A 24,999-nucleotide genomic window follows, 5' to 3' on the forward strand; every position below is an offset into this window, starting at 1 on the left:
CTACAGTAACTGGGTAGTCTCCTGGCTGAGCCGTATTAGGGCGGTCTCCAATTACAGTTGGCACTCCTTGTGATCCATCTGGAATCTTAACGAGATCTGTAATGTCCTTATCGGATACCGGGGTTCCTTGTGGCACTGTTGTCTCGCCACCAGTTGGTTCATACTTATCTTTATCAGGCGTTGGTGTGACGTGAACTGTCACTGTTACTGTATCTTTGGTCCCATCTGGATAGGTAACCTCTACAGTAACTGGGTAATCACCTGGCTGAGCCGTATTAGGGCGGTCTCCAATTACAGTTGGCACTCCTTGTGATCCATCTGGAATCTTAACGAGATCTGTAATGTCCTTATCGGATACCGGAGTTCCCTGTGGCACTGTTGTCTCACCACCAGTTGGATCATACTTATCTTTATCAGGCGTTGGTGTGACGTGAACTGTCACTGTTACTGTATCTTTGGTCCCATCTGGATAGGTAACCTCTACAGTAACTGGGTAGTCTCCTGGCTGAGCCGTATTAGGGCGGTCTCCAATTACAGTTGGCACTCCTTGTGATCCATCTGGAATCTTAACGAGATCTATAATGTCCTTATCGGATACCGGGGTTCCTTGTGGCACTGTTGTCTCGCCACCAGTTGGTTCATACTTATCTTTATCAGGCGTTGGTGTGACTAATAGTTTTTCTAAATCAGTTACTTTCGTTATTATATTTTCAATATCTGTTTGCGTCTTAGGATTATTATCAATATCCGTTTTGATTGTATCTAAACCTGTTAAAACCTCAGTCCGACTTTCTTCTGTCCATTTAGGATCATTTGCATTCGTTCTAACTTCTTCAATCTTATTCCTTAAGGTTGTTGAATCATAAATAGTTAAAGTGACACTAACTATATCAACTTGTCCATCGCTTTTTACATGAGGAGCCCCAGTCTCATCCAATATATTATAAGTAATAGATGCAGAACCAGTTGATGTAATCTCACTTGGGTTACTATAATAATTGCTACCTTGTTTAATATAATATGTCGAAGAATAAGTTGATGGAGTTAATATAATCAAATTTCGAGGATCAATCAACCCATTTTTTACATCATATAAGTCAATAAAAGCATGACCATTTTGCATATTTTTTGTCATGCTTGTATTTAAGGTCGCTGCACTCCCTGGAATTGTAGATGCAGCAACTATTGACTCTTCAAAAATATTAAGATTACCTTGTGTAACCCCACCCAAAAAACTAAGACCAATTAGTACGGATGCAACTCCAAATTTGAATTTCTTAATTGAAAAGCGCTGTTTCGCTTGAGAAGTATCGTAATTACTACTTTGTGATTTTCTAAACATAATTTCTCCCTGTCCTATATATAATTAAACTTTGTATAAAAATATACTATCTCTATGTTACAATTAAAATATAGACATTAAAATATCTTTAACGTTTTAGATGTGTTTGTTTTATATTTTTTAAAAAAAATTGTTGACATTTTTAATATTTTTTGACATTTCCAGTATTTCTCGTCGAGTTTATTGACTTTATTGTAAGATTTTTTACAATTATTATAAAGGAGAACTTTTATGGTCGATTTTTTACTATTAAAATCATTACATAGTATTCTCGGGTTGGGTATTGTTGTGTGTGATAAGTCTTTTTCAGTCGTAGCTGAATACAAGTCCGATAAAACTATCTCTCTTTACTATAATCACACTCTTATTCTGAGTAATTTTGATAATACTAAAAATGATTTTATATTTCATCACGGTTCTTTAGGAGAGTTATTTCTTGCCTATCATCTCGACCAATATTACATTATAATCGGTCCATGGCGAAGTAACCTCATTGACTCTTCAGTTTTTAATCAAAAGATGTCCACCCTCAAAATCACCGAAAATGAACAAACTTATTTTTTTGAAAGTCTTTCTCATTTACCATTTTTTTCACTTAATCAAATTAGAGATTTACTTATTTTAATAAATTATACTTTAACAGGGTCTGTTGAAGATAGACTGTCAGATCCTTTACATCTACATACAAAAAACTGGAGTGAAGCGTTAAATACAGATAAAATACGACAACTATCCCAAAATAACACCAGCACATATGAATATCAATATTATTATGAAGATAGTATTTTGCAAGCCATAAAAACTGGTGATGAGTTGGTACTAAAAGAGACTGTGAATCAATTAAGTCACGCGATTTCAGCTACACTCAGTGGGGATGAACTACGGTCCGAGAAAAATTATTCTATCATGGTTTATGACCGCCTTTCCCAAACTGCAATCCAATCAGGACTCGATATAGAAACAGCTTATAGATCACGAGACAATTTTGTTAAGGAAACCGAACAAGCAGAAGTATTAACAGAAATTCTAAAACTTCGTGACACAGCTATTCTATTCTACACGCAACAAATTGGCCACATAAATAATAGCTTAGTCTCCCCACACTCTCAAACAGTTATTGCAATCATACAGTATCTAAAAAATAATCTCGATAATAATATAAAGACACAAGCGATTGCTAAACAGTTCCATATGAGTGAATCTAAATTACGAAAGCTATTCAAACAAGAAAAAAACATCACTATTCAACAATACTTTCTCAATTTAAAAATAGAAGCTACAAAACAATTATTAAATGAAGGAAAGTCTTTAACCGAAATTACGGATTTATTGCAATTTTCAACTCCCTCCAACCTTTCTAGAACTTTCAAAAGGTTAGTTGGGATAAGTCCATTAAAGTATCAACAAAAAGTTAATCCACCAAAATAGATGCGCTTCTACCTGACACTATTAATTATTCTATAAAAAATGAATGGCACTTATTGATTGAAATATTAAAACTTTTATTCTAGAAAATTTATTTTCCTTTATTCACTTTTATAAAAAACGACAAGTTCCTCGATTTCACTAACTTTTAAACCTTTATAATTTTGCTTTAACTGGGTATGTTTACTTGTAGAAAGATGATTTATTGCGACATTTGTCCCAGAAGTATGGCAATTATTCAGACCACATATTGTCATTCAAATTTGTTATAAGTAAAAAATATCTTATTCAGCAGATTAGTAAATGATAGCTTAAATGTGTAACAATAAACTAGAAAAGAGATTTGAATAATGAAACTAACAATCTTTTGTGGTGCAAGTAATGGAAGTAACCCAATCTACAGACAGAAAACAGTCGAACTTGGTGAATGGATGATTAAGAATAATCATGACTTAGTTTATGGCGGAGGAAAAGTTGGTTTAATGGGAGTAATCGCCGATACCATTATTAATAGTGGTGGCCAAGTAATTGGTGTTATGCCTACTTTTCTAAAAGATAGAGAGATTGCTCACACTAATTTATCAGAATTAGTTGTTGTAGAAAATATGCCACAACGAAAAGGACTAATGTTGTCTCTAGGCGAAGCATTCATAGCATTGCCTGGTGGCCCAGGAACTTTAGAAGAAATATCAGAGGTCATCTCTTGGTCTCGAATTGGTCAAAATGATAATCCTTGTATTCTTTTTAATATCAATGGTTATTTCAATCATCTAGAAAACATGTTTGATCAAATGGTCTCTGAGGGCTTCTTAAGTCAAAATGATAGGAATAATGTGCTATTTTCAGATGATATCATTGAAATTGAAACGTTCATTAAGGACTATAAAGCAACAAAAATCAGTAATCAGACCTAACAAAAAGCTAACGATTTCATTGTCGTTAGCTTTTTAAATTGATTCACATTAAATAGTCAACTGTTTATAATAAGTCGAATCAGCAATAATAGCTTCGATAAAGTTAGTGACAAATACAATATCATAATCTTGAGAGTTGTCTTTCGGAATTACTTGGTTTGCACGGGACCCATTCAATAAAATAACTTCAATTCTATCATCTTGTTTTGCAACACTCAGCACTAAAATCAAATATTTCATGTTCATCTCTCATATGGATTATCTCCTATGTTTTTTATGATACCATAATTTTCTACTGTATTTATATTCTGAATAACTCTTCTATTGTCCCCATTAACTTTACAAAGCATTGTATCATTTAGCGCCATTTGATGTCATAAAATCTAGTGGTTAATTCTAGAATAAAAGCTCTTAATATCTTATTTCACACGTTTCTATTGATGCCAAATAGCCAAAAGTTAAAATTGTATCACCCTATATCCTTGTTCAATTATAGTCATTTCCTTTAAATGATGACCCTACCTACGAGGTATTACTACTAATCTTGATTACCCAAACAAGAGCAACCATATTAAAATTCTTATGTTATGACAGTAATCAAAGAATATATTATTGATCTTGAGGTATAGGAAATTGAAGATTATTGAATATCAAAAAGAATATCGTGATGATCTAATTTTTATGGTTTTGGAAGCAAAAGATAAACTAGGTAGAGTGCCTAGTATAAATCCTGACCTCTTAGATATAGAAAATAAATACTTTAAAAATGGTGATAAATTTTGGATAGATATAGATGAGAATAATCGTGTTATTGGTTCAATTGCATATTCCTCAATAATAAATTCTGACGAAGTGAACTTACATCGTCTCTTTATTAAACCTAGTTTAAAACATCAAGGAATGGGTAGTAAATTATTAGTATTTGCAGAAGAATATTTAAAGGCAATTGGTAAAACACATATCAGAATTCATTTAGGTGAGCCTTTTGAACAATGGTTTGAATCTTACCATTTTTATCCTAAACATGGTTATGAATTCTGTGATGAGACACATTTAATTAAACCACTCACCAACTCTTGCTAATTCTTCTTGGCTCATCATACTATGCAAAAAAGCCTTTAAAGAAAGGCTTTTTGGCTTGTCAAATGACGGGTTGTTAATTGTAGTGAGCAAACTTCTCTTTAAGCGGAGACTAATGATGACACTAAACATACTAACCCGTCTTCTCTAAACAACATGATTATTAATGATCAGTCTTCAAGGTTTTTATGATCTTTTTTTGCGTCCTAAAGTAACAGCAGCCAAGCTAGCCATAAGGAGTAAGACTGCTCCAACAACGAAAAGTCCCTTGTTCTCAACTCTTGAAGGTGAACTTTTTTGCTGACTAACCTGTTTATTAGCAACTTTAGTAGACTGCTGTTGAGTTGCTACTGGCTTTCTATTGTTTTCTTCTTTTATCAATGACTTATTCTCGTTAGAGGTTCCAACAGCAAATTCACCTTTAGGTAATTCTGTCATTACTGGCGCTTGTTCATAAGACTCTGAACCTTGACCAAGGTTACCAATATGTAATGACTGACTTGGAGATTTATATTTCAGTTGTGTTATGACTCCTTGAGAGGAAACTTCTGCTTGCTGAGCTGGGGATTGGACTTCCGTCTCAGATTCTTGAACCGTTTCTTTTGTTTCAGGAGTTCCTGGCTGAACTGTGACTTCTGATGGCGTTTCTGCTTCCTGAGATGGGGGGTGGACTTCCGTTTCAGGTTCTTGAGCCGTTTCTTTTGAGTCAGGAGCTTCTGGCTGAACTGTGTCCTCTGATGGCGTTTCTGCTTGTTGAGCTGGAGTTTGGACTTCCATTTCAGGTTCTTGAGCCGTTTCTTTTGACTCAGGAGCTTCTGGCTGAACTGTGTCCTCTGATGGCGTTTCTGCTTGCTGAGATGTGGGGTGGGCTTCCGTTTCAGGTTCTTGAGCCGTTTCTTTTGTTTCAGGAGTTTCTGGCTGAACTGTGACTTCTGATGGCGTTTCTGCTTGCTGAGCTGGGGGGGTGACTTCCATTTCAGGTTCTTGAGCCGTTTCTTTTAATTCAGGAGTTTCTGGCTGAACTGTGACTTCTGATGGCGTTTCTTTTGACTCAGGAGTTTCTGGCTGAACTGTGACTTCTGATGGCGTTTCTGCTTCTTTACTTGTATTTTTCTCCGATTGACTATCCACGCCACTTTCAGATGTCACTGTTGGATTATAGAAGTTTTCATAAGCTTTAATGGCTTCCTCTTGCCCTTCTTTAGCCTCACCAATTTTGATTAACACAGGATCGACTGCCTTGTTTTCATCAGTGTAGTGGAATAAGTAACTATAGACTGTACTGAATTCACGTCTCTCAATAACCCCCGTTAACCGTTTGCCATCTTTTGTCAAAAAATTATCTTGGATGAGTTTTTTCATCTCTTCAACAGTGTTTTCCTCGGTTGCTATCTTCGGAATAGAGATACTCAGAGTGCCAGGTAGATACTCATTCTTTTGATATTGATTATTTATGGCAGTTGCAACATCTCCTAAGGTACTTGCAAAATTGTTGATATTCTTAATATATTTTAGGATATAGTCTCCATCATCAGCACTGTGAACTTGGTTGTCACTAAGATGTTTTTTTTCTTGAATGGAATTATCAGATAACAAGAAGTAATCATAGGACTTCCAAATTCCTTTAATTCCATCTTTTGTTTGGTCATCCCATGTACTATCGATATGATAATATTTTCCATCTAATTTAACCAAATTCCAGGCATGATAGCCATTTTGAGCAATTGCACTTGGAGATACATACCCAGTTATATAATAAGATTCAATCCCCAATTTATGTAAGAGATATTTTAATCCTAGTGTATAGCCACCACAAATTGCTGTATTCAAAACTAATGGACCATAGGCATGACTATCTGTCCAACTCCACCTTACCGTTAATGCTTCATAATTATACTCTACATTTTTGATAATCCAGTCATGAGCTACTTTAACCTTGTCATATTCCGTTGGCAAAACAAGCTTATTAAAATCTGCAATAATTTCATTTGCTTTAGTCTCAGTTTCTTTGACTTTTTCGATATAGTCAACATAATTTTTACCTAAAACTTTTATGTGTAAACGATAAAGTCTATCATTATAATGGGTCCAAACTTCAACACTTGCATCATTATCCAAGGTTAAAGCTTTGATGGTACGATTATTGCGATCATAGGTTACAGCAGTTAAATTTGAATTAGTTCCTTCAACAGCCCCATCGGCCTTTTCAAAAATGCCTGGATAAGGTTGATATAGGTATAAATCTGGAGTCTTGATTACATCACCATCTTTAAATGAAATCGTGTATTCTTGACCCGGTTTAAGCTCAACTTCTTTCACTCCAAATCCGACTTCCTTATCATCACGGTTTCCCATATTGATATTAAAATCAGTTTCATTTCGCTTGCTTGTGAAGCTACTGATATCTTTAAACATTGTCGCCGCTTCTTCTTTTGTCATAACGCCAACATTGGCATCGTTGGCACTAGTCATTGAAGATGAGCTTGCAATTTCAGTAGTTTTTTCAGAGCCACTAACCATTCCATTAGTTGAATCTACAGCTTGCGGCTCAACCAAGCTCGGAGAAGTTACCTCTTTTACGATCCCCATGTTCTTTGCTTCAAGCGTTTGATCTAAATCTATCAATTGATCAGTTGTCACTAAATTCGAATCAGTTACTGAGCCGAGAGAAACAGAGTCTAATAGATCTGATTTTGTAGTCGTCCCAGTGTTTGTCAATTCATCTGATAAAACTGTTGATGAAGAGAAACCTAAAAATAATAATCCAACTAAAACAGATGCAAGACCATGCTTAACTTTCTTTAGTGAAAATCGTTGCTTCATCTGAGAATTATCTAACTTATTACCCTTAACATACTTTTGCATATAAACCTCTTACAATCACTTAATTTCTTTAATGTTATTATATCAAAATATATTATTAAAAATATTGAAACAACAACATTATACAAATATATTTTTTATATCTCCTTTAATTTATTGAATTTTTCTCTGTATCCATTAAAATAAAGTAAAAAATATTCCTAATCTATACTGGATAATATAAATAAGGAATATTTAAAAGCAGTAGATTAAGGATAATAGGTTTAGGGATGTGCTATAAAAGCCATGAAAGCATAAATTACTAATAAGATTATTGTCCAATATTTATTCCTAATAAAAAATAAAGAACTATAATTGTTAATTATATACTCTTTGCCATTTTCATCAGTGGTGATTATCTCTTTTTCTTTTCTACAAAAAATTTTCTCTAAAATAAAATTATAAAGCGCAGGAATCCAAAACAAAAATTTCAGAAGTTTACTAAGGTTTATTTGGTAGGTATCCGTTGATGGGGCAGCTCCATATATCATATAAACTAATCCAACAAATGTTACCATAGACAAAGCTGCTACTACTATTACGAGTCCCCCTTATCTTTTCCAAATAATCATTTACATACACTCCTTCTGAATTAAAATAAATAGACTTCATTAGCAAACCGTGTTTAAGTGGTGCACCAAATAATAATGAGATGGTAAATGTGATCATATGCTGCAATATATACTTTCGATAAGAAGAGTTTGAGAAAGTAAAGAGTCATTGTCCTCTTATGTTCCCGTTAATATTTTTTTAGAATAGATAACACTAATATCATACAATTAGTAACGAGCACATTAGCCTACTAATCAAAGAAGCTAAATATCACTAATAATTACTGCAAACAGTCAATTAATTCCGATTTCTCATAAACCATAACTTATTATTTTCTAAATTTATAATAGCACAAATAGATTTTTATTCCCAAAAAAAATCTATTTTTTTAATAATATTCTATTAAACTCAAAATCAAGAAGTTACTGATCATTGACAACAACAAATAAATCAATGTAAGGTTAAAAGGATTTAGTCCTGTACTGTACAGAGCTAAATCCTTTACTTTTCATGTGCTATTCTTTTCGTTCTAGTTCATTTATTTTTTAAATCTTTTTAGGTGTTTCTTTAATTTTAATAGGTTTTTTCCTATGTAATAAAGAGATTTATTTCCAATCAAATTGAATTCTCCAATATATTCCTCAATGGTTGGATTGAAAGATAGTTTAAAAGTGGATAGTCCACCTTCGAGGTTGCCTTCAACTCCTCCCATATTGGCCCAGTTAAGTCCTTTTTGATAGCATCGATTAAAAATTTCCATATCAAGTAAATATTGGGGATAAAACTGTTTAAACCGGTCATCCATGCTTGCGTATAGTAATTCTACTCCTGAACCATAGTGAATGCCTAAAACACCAGCAACAATAACCTTGTCAGTGTCCGACTGTTCAATATGAGATAACTCTTCACGCTGCTTAATAACCGAAAGTTCTTGTTGTTTTAAATCTTTTAATCGATTTTTTTGATTTAGGGGGGTATCTTCTATTGCTTTACTTAAATCAGACAACCGATTTGTCAAAATTGTTTGTTGCTTGCTAATGTCGATTTGAGCAAAATAAAATACCGCCTTTTCTCCAAAGCTATCTTTTATTTTTTTAAAATAATCAAAATTTCTAAGTCTAATATTTTTTCTTTGTTCCGTATAGACCACAAGATCAGAAAATACCTTAACTTCATCTTCAAGCCCACTAATAATTTCAACACCTTTTTTAGAAGCATTATTTTTCAATCGCTTCGCATGTTTTTTATAATCTGTCACTGATTGATCAGTCAGATACTTATTAGCTTGAAAACGTGGTTGAACCATTTCAGACAAGTCCATAGTCAATCCTGTCCAACTATAGCCAATTGCTTTTAATGCACTAATCGTTTGCATACAATAATCCGTTTGCTTTGAATCATTTCTGTCAAATAGAAAACTTGGATCACATTTTACCAATACGATTTTTTCTTTTTTAGCATAATTTTTCAAGGCTTCATAGACACTAACCACTAAGTCTGGATTGCTATAATCAACTACTGGTCCTCTTGGTATATAAGCCACTTTGATTTTTTTAAAAATCCTTTTGATTAACAAAGAAGCACATGCTACCAATTCATGATTAGGTTCGGAATAAAACATAATTTGTCGAGACTCCCAATCACTCTTTACTCTGGCCCAACTAGTTGTCTGTAATAAATTACCATAGTTACTTGCTTCAACAAATGAATCGAATTCGGTTTTATCTAGTTTTTCATCTGTCACATATATTGTCAATTTTTAAAATTCCTTCTTCTCAAAATTCTTATTTATTATATCACAAGTGAGAAAAAACTAGTTCTTATTAGTATTATATTTAGACAAATAACCACCTCTTTCCTTAATTTTTAATCTTTACTTAAGGAATTGTTCTATTGTGTATCTAACAATTTGGACATTTGTAAATACAGTTTACATAAAAAGTCATCTTATTTCTGAGTCGTCATTTATTTTGAGCTACTCTTTTTTACAAATACCATTGATATCTGCCCCCTCATTTACCCTCTTTTATTCCATGATAGTAATCATATACATCAGGAAAATAAGTTGACACTAGTAATTCGTTCAACTTACAGCCATATATGAGAGGAACGTAATGGATAACTTTAAACACCACCTAACTGATATTAAAGAGATTATTAGGAAAAAACAAAACCTTATTATTAGAATTTACGGACATAGTGCTTCAGGTAAATCAACTTTTTGCCAGATGTTAATTAATGAGTTGGACAATAAAACTGTCAATCTATTAGAAACCGATCCCTATATCATTTCTAGTGACCTCCGCAGCTAGCTATTCCAAAGGCCTTTCCAAATCAGAAAATTACTGCTAGTATGCCAATTGCTACAGTCAAAAAGCCTTTATTCAAAGGCTTTTTTCTTATAAAAATTAGACTAGATAGCAATACATCACTTAATAAATCATCGTTGCAATAACTATCACTGCTATTATTGCTATTAGTCTGAATGATAATAATTCTCAATAGATTCTACTAAAACATATCGTTTATCATTTGTTTTTTATTTAAAATCAATATTTTTTTATTGATATTCGATAATTTTGTGTTATACTATAGTCAATTATTAAATTAGGAGATAGTGTATGACCATGAAGACTTATGAAGATTTTAGTATTACTTTAACCAAGATTGCTTTGGTTGCCCTTTTTATTGGAGCTATTATTTTACTATCAACAGGAACCTGGGTTGTTGATTTAGCAATCATTTACCCCTCACCACTCCTCCGAGGGACGCAACGCTATTTAACCATGCTAATTCTCGGTTACGGTATTGGTTTTCTCTCTTTGATTTTCATCTTTCACTTATATCAACTTGTCAGTCGGTTTGGACATAATCTCATTTTTATCATTGAAAATGTTCGTACTCTTCAACTTTTAGGATGGGAAGCAGCAGCTATTACCCTTTTATCCTTTATCATTGGGGCAACTACTTACATCCCTGTACTTCTCATAACAGCCGCTGGCATTTCCCTAACCCTTGTTATCCGTGTCATTCGCAATGCATTTGGAAAAGCAGTCGAGCTTCAAGATGAAATTGATTACACTATATAAGAAGGAGGGAGCCTTATGATTTATATTAATTTAGACCTTGTTATGGCGCAACGACGCATCAGTGCTGGACGGTTAGCAGAACTGATTGATCTCACTCCCGCCAACTTATCCATCTTAAAAAATAATAAAGCCAAAGCCATTCGTTTTTCTACTTTAAATGCTCTTTGTCGTGAATTAAACTGCCAACCAGGGGACATTTTAGAGTATGTCCCTGATAATGAAAGTGAGTAAGCTTAGCATGAACCCTCAACCATCCAATAAAAAAACAATAGCCCCATTACTTTTTCAAAAGCACTCAGATGCCGACCTCAAACACTTTAAATTGAGCGCCATTTTCAGTTTTATCCCAGCTTATTTCTATATCGTAAACGTCTTTCAAAAGAGTAACTTTTACTTAGTATTATCATATCTCTTGATAATCATCCTTGTGGAAATAAATCAACCAATTCACAACCTCCGTCAGCATTTTAGACAAAAAACACCAGAAGAAAACTTACTTCTAGGTGCCCTGCTAGTACAGCTCTTAGCTATTGGACTTTGGGGATTCCCAGAAGAATTAATCGTCCTTCAATTTTTTACTCTGCATCTAACCTTACTCTACTATATCTTGTCACGAAACCACAGCTTTATTCAAGGACGATTTGGTAGCTTAGTTCTCTTAGATGCATGGCATGGGTTCTGGACAATTCCAATGAAACACTTTAGATACCGGTCAAAAATTCTCAAAAACCAACTGCCTAACCTCCAAAAGAGAATTTCAGGAACCCCACTATTAGTAGTAACTGCTTTAGGTTCAATTTTTGTAGCCCTAAGTCTTGTCTTCTTTGCTATCAGTCAGTTGCAAGAAGTCTCTACTACCTTTAAACAAGTGACTAATGGTTGGGCAAGTCTATTTGAGACCTTTTTTTCACAAATTTATTGGTTTGATTCCTTTGTCGATAGTTTCATATATTTGATTTTTTCAATACCTTTAGGAGCCTACCTTTACGGACTAATCGTTGGACCACTTATTAGTAAGTCCAGATCAGTAATCACTTTCCAAACTGTTCAAGAAAAACTCAATCAAAATCGCATATTACCACTCTTTAGTAGCTATCTCATTATTGGTAGTTTATGCTTGATCTATTCTCTATTTTTAATGATCAGTTTTCTTGATTTACAATCCCTCTTTCAAGTCCAACATATCAGTCCACAGAATGCTTCCCACACAGCTGTTTCAGGCTTTTGGCAACTTGTTCGTGTCGCACTGCTCAATTTTGTAACGCTAGTAGCAAGTTACTTTTTCTCCCGTATTCCTATTTGGAATACAAAATTCGGAAAAAGCATGTTAACTATTTTATTCAGCTATACATTAGTCTTTGCCCTCATAGCCTCTTGGAAGCTATTTGGTATTTATATCCTGCTCTATGGGTTAACACCACTTCGCCTAATCTCTGGTTGGTTCATTACCGTCCTCATTTTTTGGACAGTACTTACCATTACTCGACTCCATAAACCCTTTCAAGCCATCCGGTATGGTCTATTCTATAGCATTATTTCATTTAGTTGCCTACCCTACCTATTTGCCTTATTACTCTATTAATATAGCTACTAATTTACACAAAAAGCCTATCAAATAGGCTTTTTTGTATAGTTAAGTTAACTCATTAGAAAAAGCGAGTTAATATTTTGAGTTATTTCTATCAGTATTTAATGAAAAAATGTTATGAGGCAAACACAAAGCAAGACAATATAAATGGTAACTGCAATGGAAATGGCAATTAAAGTTGGAATAGCCACTAATTCTATAAGTCCTACGAGGTGTAAAACTTCTTGAATCTTTTTTCTTCATTTACTATGCTTAATCTGATCTTTGATATTTTAAATTATCATAGTCAGAGAGATTCAGATAAAGTGCCAGAGATTTTACGATACAGCTAGCACTTTTATCTAGTTGGTTCTTTCTAACAATCAACTATTCAAGTATTGGTTCAAAAAGTGGTCCAAGCTCACAATAAGCTTGTAAAAAAAACTGATTTTAACCTCGTTTTTATGCTATGATAAATAGGCGGAGGATAACATGTTGACAAAAAAGATTGCAATTATTGGGATGGGTGTTAGTGGTTTAGCTGTTTTGCTGGCAATTTCCCGTCTGAAAAAAGATCAGTTAGAGGAACTGGACATTTATTGTTTTGACGACCAGAAACATTTTGGACGTGGTATCCCTTTTCAAAAAGATGATGACTCTGCTTTAATCAATTCTCCTTTGGATGATATTTCATTTGATTACCAGCACATGTCTGACTTTATGGACTGGCTTAAGGAAAATAGGTACGACACAACTGTAACCTATACCTCACGTGCCCTTTACGGCAAATATATGAGCGAGCGAGCTAATCAACTGATTGCCCAACTCCCCGTCACTATTATCAATCAGACCGTGGATCATATCTCATACAAACCAACTGCAATAGAGTGGCAGCTAACCATCTCAGACCAAACTTTCCCTCAACTCTTTGACCAAATTCATTTAGCCTGCGGAGAACTTCCCGTCGCTGATCCCTATCAGTTAACCGGCCGCCCTAACTATATAGCCGACCCCTACCCCATTCAGCAGAAATTGGCCACAAGAAACTGGAATAACTCTCACGTAGCCGTGATTGGTACTGGACTAGCAGCTGTTGATGTCATCAAATGGCTCATCCTTCAAACATCGGCCACTATCACCGCCTTCTCACGAAGCAACTACTTCCCGACCGTCCGTATCACGGAAGGCCCAAAACTGTCTTGGCACCACCTGACAGACCAGACGGTCCAATCCCTCATTGATCAAAAAAACCTTAGCTATCAAGAACTTGATGCTCTTTTCCAAAAAGAATTACAAGCACTGGGCTTCAGTAACTGGGAAGAGACCAAAAGCCAATTCTTGTCAGAAGGGATTGCTGGTATCAAGCTGTCGCTTGACATGGCCGAGCAGCTCTACCACTTGCAGCAACTAGCATCCAGGCTGGTGGACTGTTTAACTGACCTTTGGCCCTTAATGTCCCCTGCGGACCGCCATTCCTACCAAGAAAACTATGGAAAAGCCATCGTGAATTTACGAAACCCTATGCCTGAAGCCTCTGCCCAAGCCATTTTAGAAGCGGCAGCACAAGGCAGGCTGAAGATTATTTCTGGAGTTGAGGAAATCAAAATCCATGGGGACCAATTCTTAGTGAGCGATGCGTTAGTTGCTGACAAGGTTATTAATGCTACAGGCTATCAACTGACTGATAAAACAGTTGACCAGGCCAGCCCCCTTTTACAGGACTTAGTGAAGGAAAAGCTAGCTCAAATTGATGAACTTGGCGGCTTATCTGTCGACCCAGACACAATGCAAGTCATCTCACCTAAGTACGGCTCAATACCAACACTCTTTGCACATGGTGCCTTAGTTAATGGGATTATTTACCAAAACAATTCCACTATCAAAATCCAAAAAATGGCAGAACGCGCAGTAAATGATAGCATCAAAAAACCAAGTCTTTAAGAGAGACTTGGTTTTTCTTTTACCCAGCTTTCTTATCAGGAAACTTTTTCAAAACATGATTTCTTATAACCAATTTTTCTCTTGAGCAATCCGAACTGCATCTGTGCGATTATTAGCATTGAGTTTGGTAAATAATGAGGTCATGTAATTTCGAACTGTTCCATTAGAAAGAAAGAGTTCTTCCGCAATTTCTTGATTAGATGCACCTTGAGCTACCAAATTTAACAATTCTTGTTCTCTGGTGCTTAAAGGATTAGCATATATGGCGACATCTTCAATCAATTCTGGAGAATATTCTTTTTTGCCAGAAAGAACCGTTTGAATAGTTGACATTAACTCTGAAATCGAACGGTCTTTAAGGACATACCCATCAACTTGAGCTTTTAGAGCTCGTCTAAAATAACCATGCCGTTTGAAGGTTGTCATGATGATAACTTTGATATCTTTATTATGCCGAATCCATTCCAAGACATCTAAACCTGACTTTTCAGGCATTTCAATATCTAAGATAGCCACATCAATGGATTCTTTTTGAAGTAATGTAATGGCTTGACTTCCATTTGCTACTTGAAAGACCCTGTCAACTTCCTCTTGAAATTCAAGGAGCTGACAAAGGGCATCTCTAAGCATAGATTGATCTTCAGCTACTAATAAGTTCATATTAATTCCTCAATGGTATAATAATGTCAATTTGGGTGGGTTGCCCCAGCGAACTGATGGTTAATTCCCCTTCAATTGGTACTAAACGGTCTTTGATGCTATGCAATTCCTGACCAGTCAGTTGAGAAAAACCAACTCCGTCATCTTGATAGGTCAAGCAAAAGTTTTGATCCTCCTTTTGAAATGTTAAAAAGCAATGCTGTGCTTGACTATGTTTGATAAGATTATTTGCCAGTTCTCGGAGTATCATGCTAACACGATTTTGAAGACTAGTTTCTAAACTTTGAGCTGCCTCTTGATTTTTTACGTCTAGTTTGATTCCAGCTAATTCTAACATATTCTGTAAAATTATTAATTCACTAGCTATCGTATGCTCTTGCAAGCCTGTAACCAACTCTCTAACATCTTTCATAGCTGACTTGGATATCAGCTGCAAATCAGCTACTTCTTGTTTTGATTTTTCTATGTCTCCTCTATTCAAAAGTTCCTGAACTAAATCAACTTTAACTGAAATCATGGCAAAAACATGCCCTAAGGAATCATGTAAATCTTGGCCAATTCTGTTTCGTTCATTTTCAGCCAATAAAAGATTAATAGATTTATTCTTTTCATATAAAGCCTTTTCAACCTGATCCTTCTTCATTTCAATCGTCCAAAAGAAAAACATCGAAATGTTAACAATGAGTAGAAAAGTAGCCATGAAGATAAAAGATAAATCATAGCCCATAATAATTCCGTAAAGGAGAGTTAAAATACTGACAACCTCTTGGGAAATGAATCTAAAGGATTTTAACGTATCTTGAAAACGATAAACTAGTAAAGAATTAACATAGAAGAAGAACCATAGCATACCACTATTAATAAAAAGTGACATATAGACTATGTAGGCCAGCAGAATCAACCAAACTAGGTTAGTCCATTTTGAAATTTGCGCATGAACCAGATAAATGTAACACATAGTAAAGATTGCTGTTAAAATCAGTGTCCACATGGGATAGCCAAAAACAAAGACACCAAGTATAGGAAATCCTAAAAAAACTAAAGGAACATAAAAGAGAGGATGCTCCCATTTCCAATTTTTCAAACTGTTGTCACTTCTTTCTTTTGCTTTATCCATATTGCTAAAATTACTATTATTATGGCATAGCTAATAACAATAAGCAAGGAATTCCATAATATACTTCCTTTATCTGCAAAATGAGTGACAACTTGGTTAACGTGATAGGTCGGTGTCACTTTAGAAATAGCTTGCATCCATTTTGGAAATGTTGAAATAGGCATCCAGGAACCACCAATTATAGCCAACAATAAGAAGGACACGTTGCCTACAATAGACATTAATTGAGGAGATGGAATTTGAGCAATTAATAAGCCTATTGCAAGAAAAACAATACCTGTCAATAATAAAAGAATCGCTGTACCAAACCACTTTTCAAAGGACATCTCCACATGTCTCATAAATGCAGCAACAAGGAAAGTTGCCAAAATTGAAAAGGTAAAATTGAAGTATACTCGTATTATTTTAGATAAGTAATATTGAGACATTGAAATGTTTGCATGCTCCAAGTAGGTTAACCAATGATTTTTTTTATCTTCAAAAAGCATAGCTGGAAACGAGAAAAAACCAAAACTAGACATAGAAAATGCTGTCATTGTTAACATATAAGACCTTACAAATATTTTTTGCACTTCTGGAGAAGGGGACATCGTCATTCCTGAGTAAAAAAGAAAGAAACCAACAGGCATACCTACTGCTAATATTAGCATTGGCCATTCTCTCCATAATTTAATCCACTCAATTTTCAATAAAGCTTTCATAGGTTATTCCCTTCCGTCTTCTCAAATAAGGTGTCCAATAATGATTTATCTTGAATCTGAATGTCACTAATAGATAATCCTTGATTTTGTAAATTTTTCCAAACTTCTTCAATACATTCTGTCTTAAAATGTAAACTATCTTTCCCAATTTGCAACTCCTTAATAAAAGCTTGATGGAGAAGATATTTCTGATAGCGAATTGGCAATGTTACTTCCTTCTCTTTATTCTCGCTTCTTAGGCTATACGGTGTCGTGTCGCGAAGTAATTGCCCTTGATGAAGAATAAGAATACGATCGGCAGTATGTTCAACTTCCTCAATATAATGACTGGTATAAAGAATTGTTTTTCCTTCTGTCTTTAGTAAATCAATAATTTCCCAGAACCGTTTTCGGGTCGATGTATCCATGCTAGCTGTTGGCTCATCTAGGAGCAAAATATCTGCTTTACTAACTAATATAAGAATAAAGGATAAGAGTCGTCGTTGTCCACCTGACAACTTATCAGCAAATTGATTTTTTTGGTTTTCAGTGAAACAGAGTAGATCATCAATTTCTTTCTTAGACATCGGATTTTTGGCAATTGATTGAAAAAAGTTTATCAGCTCGTTTATCCTCAGATTATTAGGAATTGTATTATCTTGTTGAAGAATGGCAATTTGTGACTTAACAGATTGATCACGAGGTGACTTACCATTAATCTTAATGCTACCAGTCGTTACATTTTTATCACCAAGAATGCAAGAAATTAGTGTAGATTTCCCCGCTCCATTGGGTCCAATTAATGCTATACATTCACCCTTGTTTATTTTAAGCGTAATATCATTTAGAATACTCTTCCCTTTAATAGTCTTTCCAACATGATTTATAGATATCATTTTCATAGCCTCCTTAACATTAGATTTAGTATAAACATTATATTATTTAGAAGTTAGTACAAAATGTCATCACTAAACATGACATTTGTCATTAAGAATCGTATGATAAAAAATGAATTCTTAATCCCAGCTTTCTTTTCAGGAAACTTTTTCAAAACATGATTTCGAAATTAGAACTTTATTTTCTCATCGGGAAACTTTATAATGGGGCTATAAAGTAAAAGGGATAAGTAAAAATGATTGGTGATAATATCTACAAAGAACGCATCAAAATTGGCATGACTCAGGAAAATTTAAGTGATTATTTAAATCTCACTAAGTCGACCATCTCAAAATGGGAAAACAATCAAGCTAAACCAGACATTGATTACCTCATTCAACTAGCAAAGCTATTTGATATGACCTTAGATGAACTGGTTGATTTCCATTCTCTATTAACAGCTGATGAGCGTAAGGAACTCATCAACATCTTGCATAAAGATAAGGAACTGCTAAATCAAGAAGACTTTTTCCAGAAAATTGACCACTTATCCAGACAGTATATTAATGATAGCAAAGTCATCCTTATGCTCGTCCAAGTTGTTCTAAACACGCCAAATAGCTTAAATACTAAAGATTGGTCTTTAAATTTACTCAACCGGATCATCAGCAAAACCAACGTGGAGTCTGATTTGCAAGCTGCCATGACACTAAAAACAGTCATCCTGTTCCAAAACCAAGCTTATGACGACATTATCACTCTTTATCAAGATCGTCCTTACAAAATGGGAGAAGAACTGTTTTTAGCCAATAGCTACGCAGCCAAAGGTAACTTGCCCATGGCCAGACAAGTACTACAAGTTGAGAGTTATCAGCAGGTCCTCCTTCTCTGTGAATACCTATCAAGCCTATTGGCTTATGATGATGGACAGCAGCAAGAATCCATTAGCCAAAGGCTGGAAAAATTGATGACCATCTTTGATATCGAAAATCTCCATCCCAATACAGCTATCCGAAGTCATTACGCCCTAGCAGTCCATAACTGCATTAGTTATCCTGACAAAGCCATTGAGAACATTAATCACTTAGTCATTAGTCTAGAAAATTTGCTTAATCAATTTGAACTCCATGGCGATGATTTCTTCTATGCCATCTCAGAATGGTTAACTAATTTACCCATGGGCATTCAACCTCTGACCAGTAAATTAGCCGTCATCGAGCAAATTGAAGCCAGTCTACAAGTCACTCCATTAAATACACTAGCTAAAGAGAATAGCTATAAAGAAGCTCTCCAAAAAATTCAAGAACTGAAAGAGGCCTACAGAAAATGAACACAACTATCCCTGAAAACCTAATCCCTTTCTTAGTCCCACTGTTTATCCTCCAAGGCATCCTCATTATCATTGCCTTAATCAAATTGCGTCGCCTCAAAAAAACCAGCTACTTAAACAAGCCCGTTTGGGTATTGATTATCTGTTTTGTTAATCTATTTGGACCCATTGCATTCTTAATACTTGAAGGGAAAAACCAATGACAGCCATCCAAATTAGTGAGCTCCATAAAGCCTTTGGCGATACATTAATCTTAGATAATGTCTCACTAGACTTAGTAGAAAACCAGATTTATGGCTTTGTTGGTCCAAACGGCGCTGGTAAAACAACGACCATCAAAATGATTTTAGGTTTGACGAGCTGTGATAGCGGCTCGATCAAAGTCTTTGGGCAAGAGGTTAGTTTTGGACACACCAAAACTAACCAAATCATCGGCTACCTACCTGATGTGCCAGAGTTCTACGATTATATGACGGCTACAGAGTATCTACAACTCTGCGCTGGTTTAAGTCAGAGCAAACACGCGCTAGATATCAACGAGCTCCTTCAGTCCGTCGGCCTTGCTGGTAATAGGGCCAAAATCGGCACCTTTTCCCGTGGGATGAAGCAACGTCTCGGCTTAGCGCAAGCACTCATCCATGACCCAAAAATTCTGATTTGTGATGAACCCACGTCAGCCCTTGATCCCAAGGGACGCCAAGATATCTTAGATATTATCTCAAGCTTGCGAGGTAAAAAAACGGTTATTTTCTCCACTCACATTTTATCAGACGTTGAAAAAGTCTGCGATCATGTATTGGTTCTGACTAAACATGGTATCTATGACTTAGACGCCTTAAGAGAGGCCAAGGCACAAGACAATATAACTTCCCAAATGAGGGTTTTAGTTAAGATTTCTGTAGAAGAAGCGCAGCAATTAGGCAAGACCTTGCCGGTCATCAAAAAAGATAACCACTACCAAGTCACACTTGAGCAGGCTGACGCTAGCCAATCTAGTCAAGTGCTCGAGGTATTTTATCAAAGACTGTTAGAATTAAAGATTTTCCCAAGCTATCTGGATCTGGTTGATAATAGCTTAGAAGATCTCTATTTGGAGGTAATTGCATGACATCTTTGCAAGTAATGCTTAAAAAAGAGTGGATGGAAATGATTAGAACCCATAAAGGCTTAGCCATTCTGATTGTTTTTGCGATCTTTGGTATCTTAGGCCCCTTCACAGCTGTCATGATGCCAGATATAATGGCCGGACTTCTGCCAAAAGCACTAGCTGATGCTGTACCAGACCCGACCTACCTTGATTCTTATAATCAATTTTTCAAAAATGTTGATCAGCTTGGCTTAGTCATCCTAGTCTTCCTCTTTAGTAGTACCTTAACCCAAGAATTTTTGAAGGGAACCTTGATTAATCTGATTACAAAAGGCCTGTCTAAGCATGCCATTATCCTGTCAAAATTTGCAATGATTAGCTTCTTTTGGACAAGTTCTTATGTGATATCAGCTTTTATTCAATATGGCTATACCCTCTATTACTTTAATAACAAAGGTGATGATAAAATTTTGGTCTACGCAGCTTCATGGTTAATGGGGATTTTCCTGATCAGCTTGATTCTTCTCTTGTCAGTTCTCTTTAGGAAAACTGTTGGTGTCTTGCTAGGAACTTTGGCTTTTGTAGTCGCCTGCTTTGCTAGTGGCTTTTCAAAAGTCACTAAAGATTACAACCCATTGCTCCTCATCCAAAATCAAGATAAATACCTGGCAGGTACTGCTCAAATTGGAGATCTCTTCAAACCAACTTTAATCGTCATTCTACTAACCATCATCAGTCTAGCAGTCGCCATTATCATTTTTAACAAATCAGAGGTGTGAAGATATAAAAAAAGCCCGGATGGGCTTTTTCTCTTGTTTTGCACTGTAATCCTACTTACTTGGTAAGAGGACTGTAAACTGACTACCTTGGCCGTAGGTGCTTTTGACCAGGATGTCTCCGCCTATTTGGTGGGCTAATTGCTTAGCAATGTATAGCCCTAAGCCATGGCCTCCTGTTGACATGTTACGAGAAGGTTCAACACGGTAGAGACGGTTGAAAATGGCTTGCAAGTCCTCTTCTTTAATCCCATGACCTTGGTCAATCAGATCTATATGAATAAGATCATCAACGAGGTAACTTTTAATCTCTAAGCTTGTGCCTTGAGGGGAGTATTTAAAAGCATTGGTCACTAAATTCAAGATGATGCGAGATAGCTTTGTGGCATCACTTTTTACCTTGCTTGCTTGGGGACTAACTGAAATGTTGATGTCTCGTTTTTCTTGTTCAATCACTAGTTGAAATTCTGAAAGGATATCAATAAAAAGCTTATCTAAATAAATGTCCTCTTCATGATTATCCCTAATGACTTGACTCAAATTATCCAAAGTCACAAGGTTCAATTCTTCAACCAGGTGGTTCAGGCGCTCGGTTTGTCGCTCAATCGTTTTTAAGTAGGGTCTGACTTCTTCTTCTGGGATAACATCATCTAGAATCCCTTCTACTGTTGCTTGAATTGATGTTATTGGCGTTTTAATATCATGAGTCAATTGAGCAATCATTATTGACTTCTCCTTCTCACTTGCCTCCAAAGACAAAAAGGTTTCCTGCAATTCCTGCGACATCTGGTTAAAACTGGCTTCCAACTCTTTAAATTCCAAAGGCGTTTTGATGTGTGTTTCTGTTTTGAATTGCCGGGCTGAAATAGCTTGCATTTTCTGTTTCAATTTTTTTAGAGAAGAAAAGACATTACTCAAGAGCAATAGGCTAACCAAACTACCAACAGTTGCTGCCGCAATGGTAATGACTAAAATAGAAGTCACTTCCTTACTATTAATCAGCATATGGCTGACCGCTACAAAAACCCCTGCAACAGTGATCACAATTGAAACAAGGTAACCAATCAAGATATAATATTTTAGTTTCATTCCTTGTCCTCCAATTTATAACCAAGCCCCCAAACTGTTTTAATAACTGGTGACTGTGCTGTGCTGTACTTGGACAGACTAGTTCTAAGACTATGGATGTGGACGTTCAAGGTATTTGCATCCTCCAGATAATTGTCTTCCCAAATCCGTTCATAAAGTTCTGTTTTGGAGAAAACACGATTCTTATGTTTAGCTAAAATCCAAAGTAAATCAAAGATTTTATTAGTCAAGTCTAAATGATGGCCAGCAAGACGGGCTTCTCTTGTCATCTGATTAATGACCAAGTCACCAATTGTCAACTCATCAGTGTTTTGCCGACTTCCTCTTATCCGTCTTAAAATATTATTAACTCGCAAAACAAGCTCTCTTGGACTAAAGGGTTTTGAGATAAAATCATCTGCTCCTAAACTGAGTGAGAAAATTTTATCTGGTTCTGAAACTTTGGCCGTGATAAAAAGAAAGGCTTGCTCTGGCTTTATCATCAACACCTCATTAATGAAATCATAACCATCCATGTGAGGCATCATAATATCTGTAATAATCATTGCAAAAGAAGATTGCTTGACGAGAGCTAGGGCTTCTAAACCATTTGTTGCAATGGCAACTTCATAGCCTTCTTTTTCCAAATACCGTCTATTGATATCAATGATTTCAAGTTCATCATCAACTAATAAAATCTTTTCTGTCATCACTTATCCTCATTCGTTAAAATAGTGTTATACCATTTTAAGTATAACACTATCATTATTAAAGCTCCATAGCCTGCTTAATAGGGACCTTTCTGCTGAAGACAAATTATGGACGGTCACAAAGAGCCTTATTGAATCATCAAGCTAACCATTTTTTCTTGAATCATATTTGTCATATCAGCTTTGCCATCTTTGGCACCATAGACTTTTACCTTAGCTTTGTAGGTCATCTTGCCATTTGCTTTTAGTTTTTTTAGTAAGGCTTTATCTTGCAACATCCCTTCTTTACCATCTAAAAGAACTTGATAGAAATAACGTCCTTTTTCTAAGTCTTTAACAGGTAAGAGGGCTTTATTTTTGGCTTTACCATTATCTGACCAGGCTGCCCCTTTAGATGATGTTAAGAGTAGACGTGTTAGCATACCATCACCACCAAAGTTTTCTAGTGGAATAATTTGATTAACACCCGCTGTAAATGGGCCAGGGTATTTAGCTTTTTCAAGGTACTTAACTGGCACTTTTGCTGTCTTGCTCACCATTGACATAAGGCCCTCTTTAACCTCTTTGTCTGTCGTTGAATGGTTTAAGGTAATCATGACATTTTTACTTGCGATTTTATTTGACATATCTGCCATACCATCTTTAGCACCATACACCTCAACCATTGCCTTGTAAGTCATTGTACCAAACATTTTTAAATGATCCAGTAAAGCCATGTCTTGTAATTTTCCTGCTTTACCGTCTAATTTGACCTGATAGAAATACATGCCTTTTTCTAAATTCTCAACTGGTAAGAGGGCCGGATTCATAGCCATACCATTATCTGACCAAGCTGCTCCTTTTGAAGATTTCAAGAGGAGACGCGTTAACATCCCATCACCACCAAAGTTTTCATAAGGAATCACTTGGTTAAGACCCGCTGTGAATGGCCCAGGGAATTGGGCATTTTTTAAATAGTCAGCAGGTACTTCTATATGATCAAATACCATCATAAGGGATTCCTTCGCTGCCTTGTCAGATGTAGAACCCATCATCATTGTCATCATCTGCTGTGACTGTCCCATTTTTTGGTCAGCAGCGACTGGATTTGACATAGCTACCAAGCATAAGGCACTACTTGCAAGGACTAGACCAGCTATCTTATGCGACATTGTCTGTTTCACAGAAACCTTAATTTGTTCATCTTTCATTGTCATTACCTCTTTTCGTTTTTGTAAATCTAGTGTAACAAGAACTTCTTAAGCAATTCTGTGTCAATTATTAAGTAAATCTTAACTAGGACTTAGCATTTCGTTAAGTCACAACAAAAAACTCCCTAAGACCAACCGAGTTTTTCCGACAGTCTCTGAGAGTTTTTTTCTTCTATTGTTAGAATAGTTGGCACTGTAACAACAACTGATCTAGTCACCAATGATTGTTACATTAACTTTTCTAGTCCTTTGGCGGGTGCGATCAAAATCAACAAAGTAGACATAACCTGTTTTCCCGACTGCCAATTGATTCCCAACAAGAGGAATCGTTTCACTAGAGCCAATTAACGTGGCCTTTAAGTGTGCATCAGCATTCCATAAGGCTTTTCGATCACCATTTGGCAACCATCGTTCTGGATTTGGCCAGGATTCAACTGCTTTATAATGCTCTTCTCCGGGGTAGTGGTAAACATCGGTGGAATCATGAGGCGCAAAGAGTTTTTCTAGTCCTACAGATAAATCTAAATTTAAAAAGTCATCGCCATTACTATCCTGATCATGCGTCCATTCTTCAAAGAAGATGGAACAAGTTGTGTGAGGGGTACTAATTAAACAGATTCCGTTGTCTATCTTGCTTTCTTGAATAGCACGCGCCACATCTTCTGTAATATTGAAATAGGAGTCCCTATTAGCTACGGTTTCTAGAGAAAACGTTTTTTGAAAGACACTCATT

The 24,999-nt window shown here is 35.7% G+C and carries 22 protein-coding genes and 2 pseudogenes; 11 read left to right on the plus strand and 13 right to left on the minus strand.

The genetic code is table 11. The annotated features are described in order from the left end of the window. The coding region (locus ACVRZD_RS05290) for an alpha-like surface protein (protein ID WP_447450336.1) at nucleotides 1-1,342 on the minus strand (1,342 nt) is incomplete at its 3' end. A gap of 231 nt (nucleotides 1,343-1,573) precedes the next feature. On the opposite strand from ACVRZD_RS05290, the gene ACVRZD_RS05295 reads away from it, so the two are divergent. Continuing rightward, nucleotides 1,574-2,770: a YSIRK-targeted surface antigen transcriptional regulator gene (locus ACVRZD_RS05295; RefSeq protein ID WP_037627640.1), complete on the plus strand. Its 1,197-nt coding sequence runs from the start codon at nucleotides 1,574-1,576 to the stop codon at nucleotides 2,768-2,770. 347 nt (nucleotides 2,771-3,117) lie between these two features. Continuing rightward, entirely contained in the window at nucleotides 3,118-3,681 is a 564-nt protein-coding gene (locus tag ACVRZD_RS05300; RefSeq protein ID WP_037627642.1) for an LOG family protein, read from the plus strand. Nucleotides 3,682-3,741: 60 nt separating this feature from the next. Here the strand turns inward: ACVRZD_RS05300 and ACVRZD_RS05305 are convergent. Beyond that, nucleotides 3,742-3,934, minus strand: a pseudogene (locus ACVRZD_RS05305) (aminoglycoside 6-adenylyltransferase); the annotation flags it as partial. A gap of 380 nt (nucleotides 3,935-4,314) precedes the next feature. On the opposite strand from ACVRZD_RS05305, the gene ACVRZD_RS05310 reads away from it, so the two are divergent. Further along, the gene (locus tag ACVRZD_RS05310; RefSeq protein ID WP_037627647.1) at nucleotides 4,315-4,764 is read left to right on the plus strand and encodes a GNAT family N-acetyltransferase; all 450 of its coding nucleotides are present in this window, start codon (nucleotides 4,315-4,317) and stop codon (nucleotides 4,762-4,764) included. Nucleotides 4,765-4,947: 183 nt separating this feature from the next. Here the strand turns inward: ACVRZD_RS05310 and ACVRZD_RS05315 are convergent, their stop codons facing one another. From ACVRZD_RS05315 to ACVRZD_RS05325, 3 genes are all read right to left on the minus strand, one after another. Next, on the minus strand, nucleotides 4,948-7,626 hold the full coding sequence (locus ACVRZD_RS05315; protein ID WP_447450337.1) for a transglutaminase domain-containing protein: 2,679 nt from the start codon (nucleotides 7,624-7,626) through the stop codon (nucleotides 4,948-4,950). 221 nt (nucleotides 7,627-7,847) lie between these two features. Beyond that, nucleotides 7,848-8,141, minus strand: coding sequence for a hypothetical protein (locus tag ACVRZD_RS05320; protein WP_052128165.1), 294 nt, complete (start codon nucleotides 8,139-8,141; stop codon nucleotides 7,848-7,850). 572 nt (nucleotides 8,142-8,713) lie between these two features. Beyond that, the gene (locus tag ACVRZD_RS05325; protein ID WP_447450338.1) at nucleotides 8,714-9,919 is read right to left on the minus strand and encodes a peptidoglycan bridge formation glycyltransferase FemA/FemB family protein; all 1,206 of its coding nucleotides are present in this window, start codon (nucleotides 9,917-9,919) and stop codon (nucleotides 8,714-8,716) included. A gap of 877 nt (nucleotides 9,920-10,796) precedes the next feature. Here ACVRZD_RS05325 and ACVRZD_RS05330 point away from each other — a divergent pair. From ACVRZD_RS05330 to ACVRZD_RS05345, 4 genes are all read left to right on the plus strand, one after another. Beyond that, nucleotides 10,797-11,264, plus strand: a complete 468-nt coding sequence (locus tag ACVRZD_RS05330) for a DUF2975 domain-containing protein (RefSeq protein WP_037627207.1) — start codon at nucleotides 10,797-10,799, stop codon at nucleotides 11,262-11,264. Nucleotides 11,265-11,279: 15 nt separating this feature from the next. Then, on the plus strand, nucleotides 11,280-11,495 hold the full coding sequence (locus tag ACVRZD_RS05335) for a helix-turn-helix domain-containing protein (protein WP_037627204.1): 216 nt from the start codon (nucleotides 11,280-11,282) through the stop codon (nucleotides 11,493-11,495). A gap of 196 nt (nucleotides 11,496-11,691) precedes the next feature. Next, nucleotides 11,692-12,846, plus strand: a complete 1,155-nt coding sequence (locus ACVRZD_RS05340) for a DUF4153 domain-containing protein (RefSeq protein ID WP_230588973.1) — start codon at nucleotides 11,692-11,694, stop codon at nucleotides 12,844-12,846. A 480-nt stretch (nucleotides 12,847-13,326) separates the two neighbouring features. Further along, the gene (locus ACVRZD_RS05345) at nucleotides 13,327-14,772 is read left to right on the plus strand and encodes an FAD/NAD(P)-binding protein (RefSeq protein ID WP_037627217.1); all 1,446 of its coding nucleotides are present in this window, start codon (nucleotides 13,327-13,329) and stop codon (nucleotides 14,770-14,772) included. A 63-nt stretch (nucleotides 14,773-14,835) separates the two neighbouring features. Here the strand turns inward: ACVRZD_RS05345 and ACVRZD_RS05350 are convergent, their stop codons facing one another. Genes ACVRZD_RS05350 through ACVRZD_RS05365 form a run of 4 tightly spaced genes read right to left on the minus strand, consistent with a single transcriptional unit; the run spans nucleotide 14,836 to nucleotide 18,125 of the window. Then, nucleotides 14,836-15,432, minus strand: a complete 597-nt coding sequence (locus ACVRZD_RS05350) for a response regulator transcription factor (protein ID WP_037627202.1) — start codon at nucleotides 15,430-15,432, stop codon at nucleotides 14,836-14,838. A gap of 1 nt (nucleotide 15,433) precedes the next feature. Further along, nucleotides 15,434-16,549, minus strand: a complete 1,116-nt coding sequence (locus tag ACVRZD_RS05355; RefSeq protein ID WP_052128163.1) for a sensor histidine kinase — start codon at nucleotides 16,547-16,549, stop codon at nucleotides 15,434-15,436. Beyond that, a complete protein-coding gene (locus ACVRZD_RS05360; RefSeq protein WP_037627199.1) occupies nucleotides 16,513-17,250 on the minus strand; it encodes an ABC transporter permease in 738 nt (245 codons plus the stop codon). Before ACVRZD_RS05360 ends, ACVRZD_RS05355 begins: the two co-directional genes overlap by 37 nt. Continuing rightward, nucleotides 17,247-18,125 (minus strand): ABC transporter ATP-binding protein, encoded by an 879-nt coding sequence (locus ACVRZD_RS05365; RefSeq protein ID WP_037627197.1) that lies wholly within the window; start codon nucleotides 18,123-18,125, stop codon nucleotides 17,247-17,249. The genes ACVRZD_RS05360 and ACVRZD_RS05365 overlap by 4 nt, the downstream gene beginning before the upstream one ends. Nucleotides 18,126-18,361: 236 nt before the next feature. On the opposite strand from ACVRZD_RS05365, the gene ACVRZD_RS05370 reads away from it, so the two are divergent. Genes ACVRZD_RS05370 through ACVRZD_RS05385 form a run of 4 tightly spaced genes read left to right on the plus strand, consistent with a single transcriptional unit; the run spans nucleotide 18,362 to nucleotide 21,301 of the window. Further along, the gene (locus ACVRZD_RS05370; protein WP_037627195.1) at nucleotides 18,362-19,435 is read left to right on the plus strand and encodes a helix-turn-helix domain-containing protein; all 1,074 of its coding nucleotides are present in this window, start codon (nucleotides 18,362-18,364) and stop codon (nucleotides 19,433-19,435) included. Then, entirely contained in the window at nucleotides 19,432-19,638 is a 207-nt protein-coding gene (locus ACVRZD_RS05375; protein WP_037627193.1) for a PLDc N-terminal domain-containing protein, read from the plus strand. Before ACVRZD_RS05370 ends, ACVRZD_RS05375 begins: the two co-directional genes overlap by 4 nt. Then, nucleotides 19,635-20,543, plus strand: coding sequence for an ABC transporter ATP-binding protein (locus tag ACVRZD_RS05380; protein ID WP_037627189.1), 909 nt, complete (start codon nucleotides 19,635-19,637; stop codon nucleotides 20,541-20,543). The genes ACVRZD_RS05375 and ACVRZD_RS05380 overlap by 4 nt, the downstream gene beginning before the upstream one ends. Beyond that, entirely contained in the window at nucleotides 20,540-21,301 is a 762-nt protein-coding gene (locus ACVRZD_RS05385; protein WP_037627187.1) for a DUF2705 family protein, read from the plus strand. The genes ACVRZD_RS05380 and ACVRZD_RS05385 overlap by 4 nt, the downstream gene beginning before the upstream one ends. Before the next feature lie 51 nt (nucleotides 21,302-21,352). Here ACVRZD_RS05385 and ACVRZD_RS05390 read toward each other — a convergent pair whose 3' ends face one another. From ACVRZD_RS05390 to ACVRZD_RS05405, 4 genes and pseudogenes are all read right to left on the minus strand, one after another. After that, nucleotides 21,353-22,387 carry a sensor histidine kinase gene (locus ACVRZD_RS05390; RefSeq protein WP_037627184.1) on the minus strand — a complete coding sequence of 345 codons (1,035 nt, stop codon included), beginning with the start codon at nucleotides 22,385-22,387 and terminating at the stop codon, nucleotides 21,353-21,355. Further along, nucleotides 22,384-23,076, minus strand: a complete 693-nt coding sequence (locus ACVRZD_RS05395; protein WP_037627181.1) for a response regulator transcription factor — start codon at nucleotides 23,074-23,076, stop codon at nucleotides 22,384-22,386. Before ACVRZD_RS05395 ends, ACVRZD_RS05390 begins: the two co-directional genes overlap by 4 nt. 140 nt (nucleotides 23,077-23,216) lie before the next feature. Further along, nucleotides 23,217-24,056: pseudogene (locus tag ACVRZD_RS05400) on the minus strand (SSURE domain-containing protein); the annotation flags it as partial. 420 nt (nucleotides 24,057-24,476) lie between these two features. Continuing rightward, a complete protein-coding gene (locus ACVRZD_RS05405) occupies nucleotides 24,477-24,998 on the minus strand; it encodes a YjbQ family protein (protein ID WP_037627178.1) in 522 nt (173 codons plus the stop codon). Between the last annotated feature and the right edge of the window lies 1 nt (nucleotide 24,999).

The organism is Streptococcus hongkongensis, assembly GCF_053206145.1.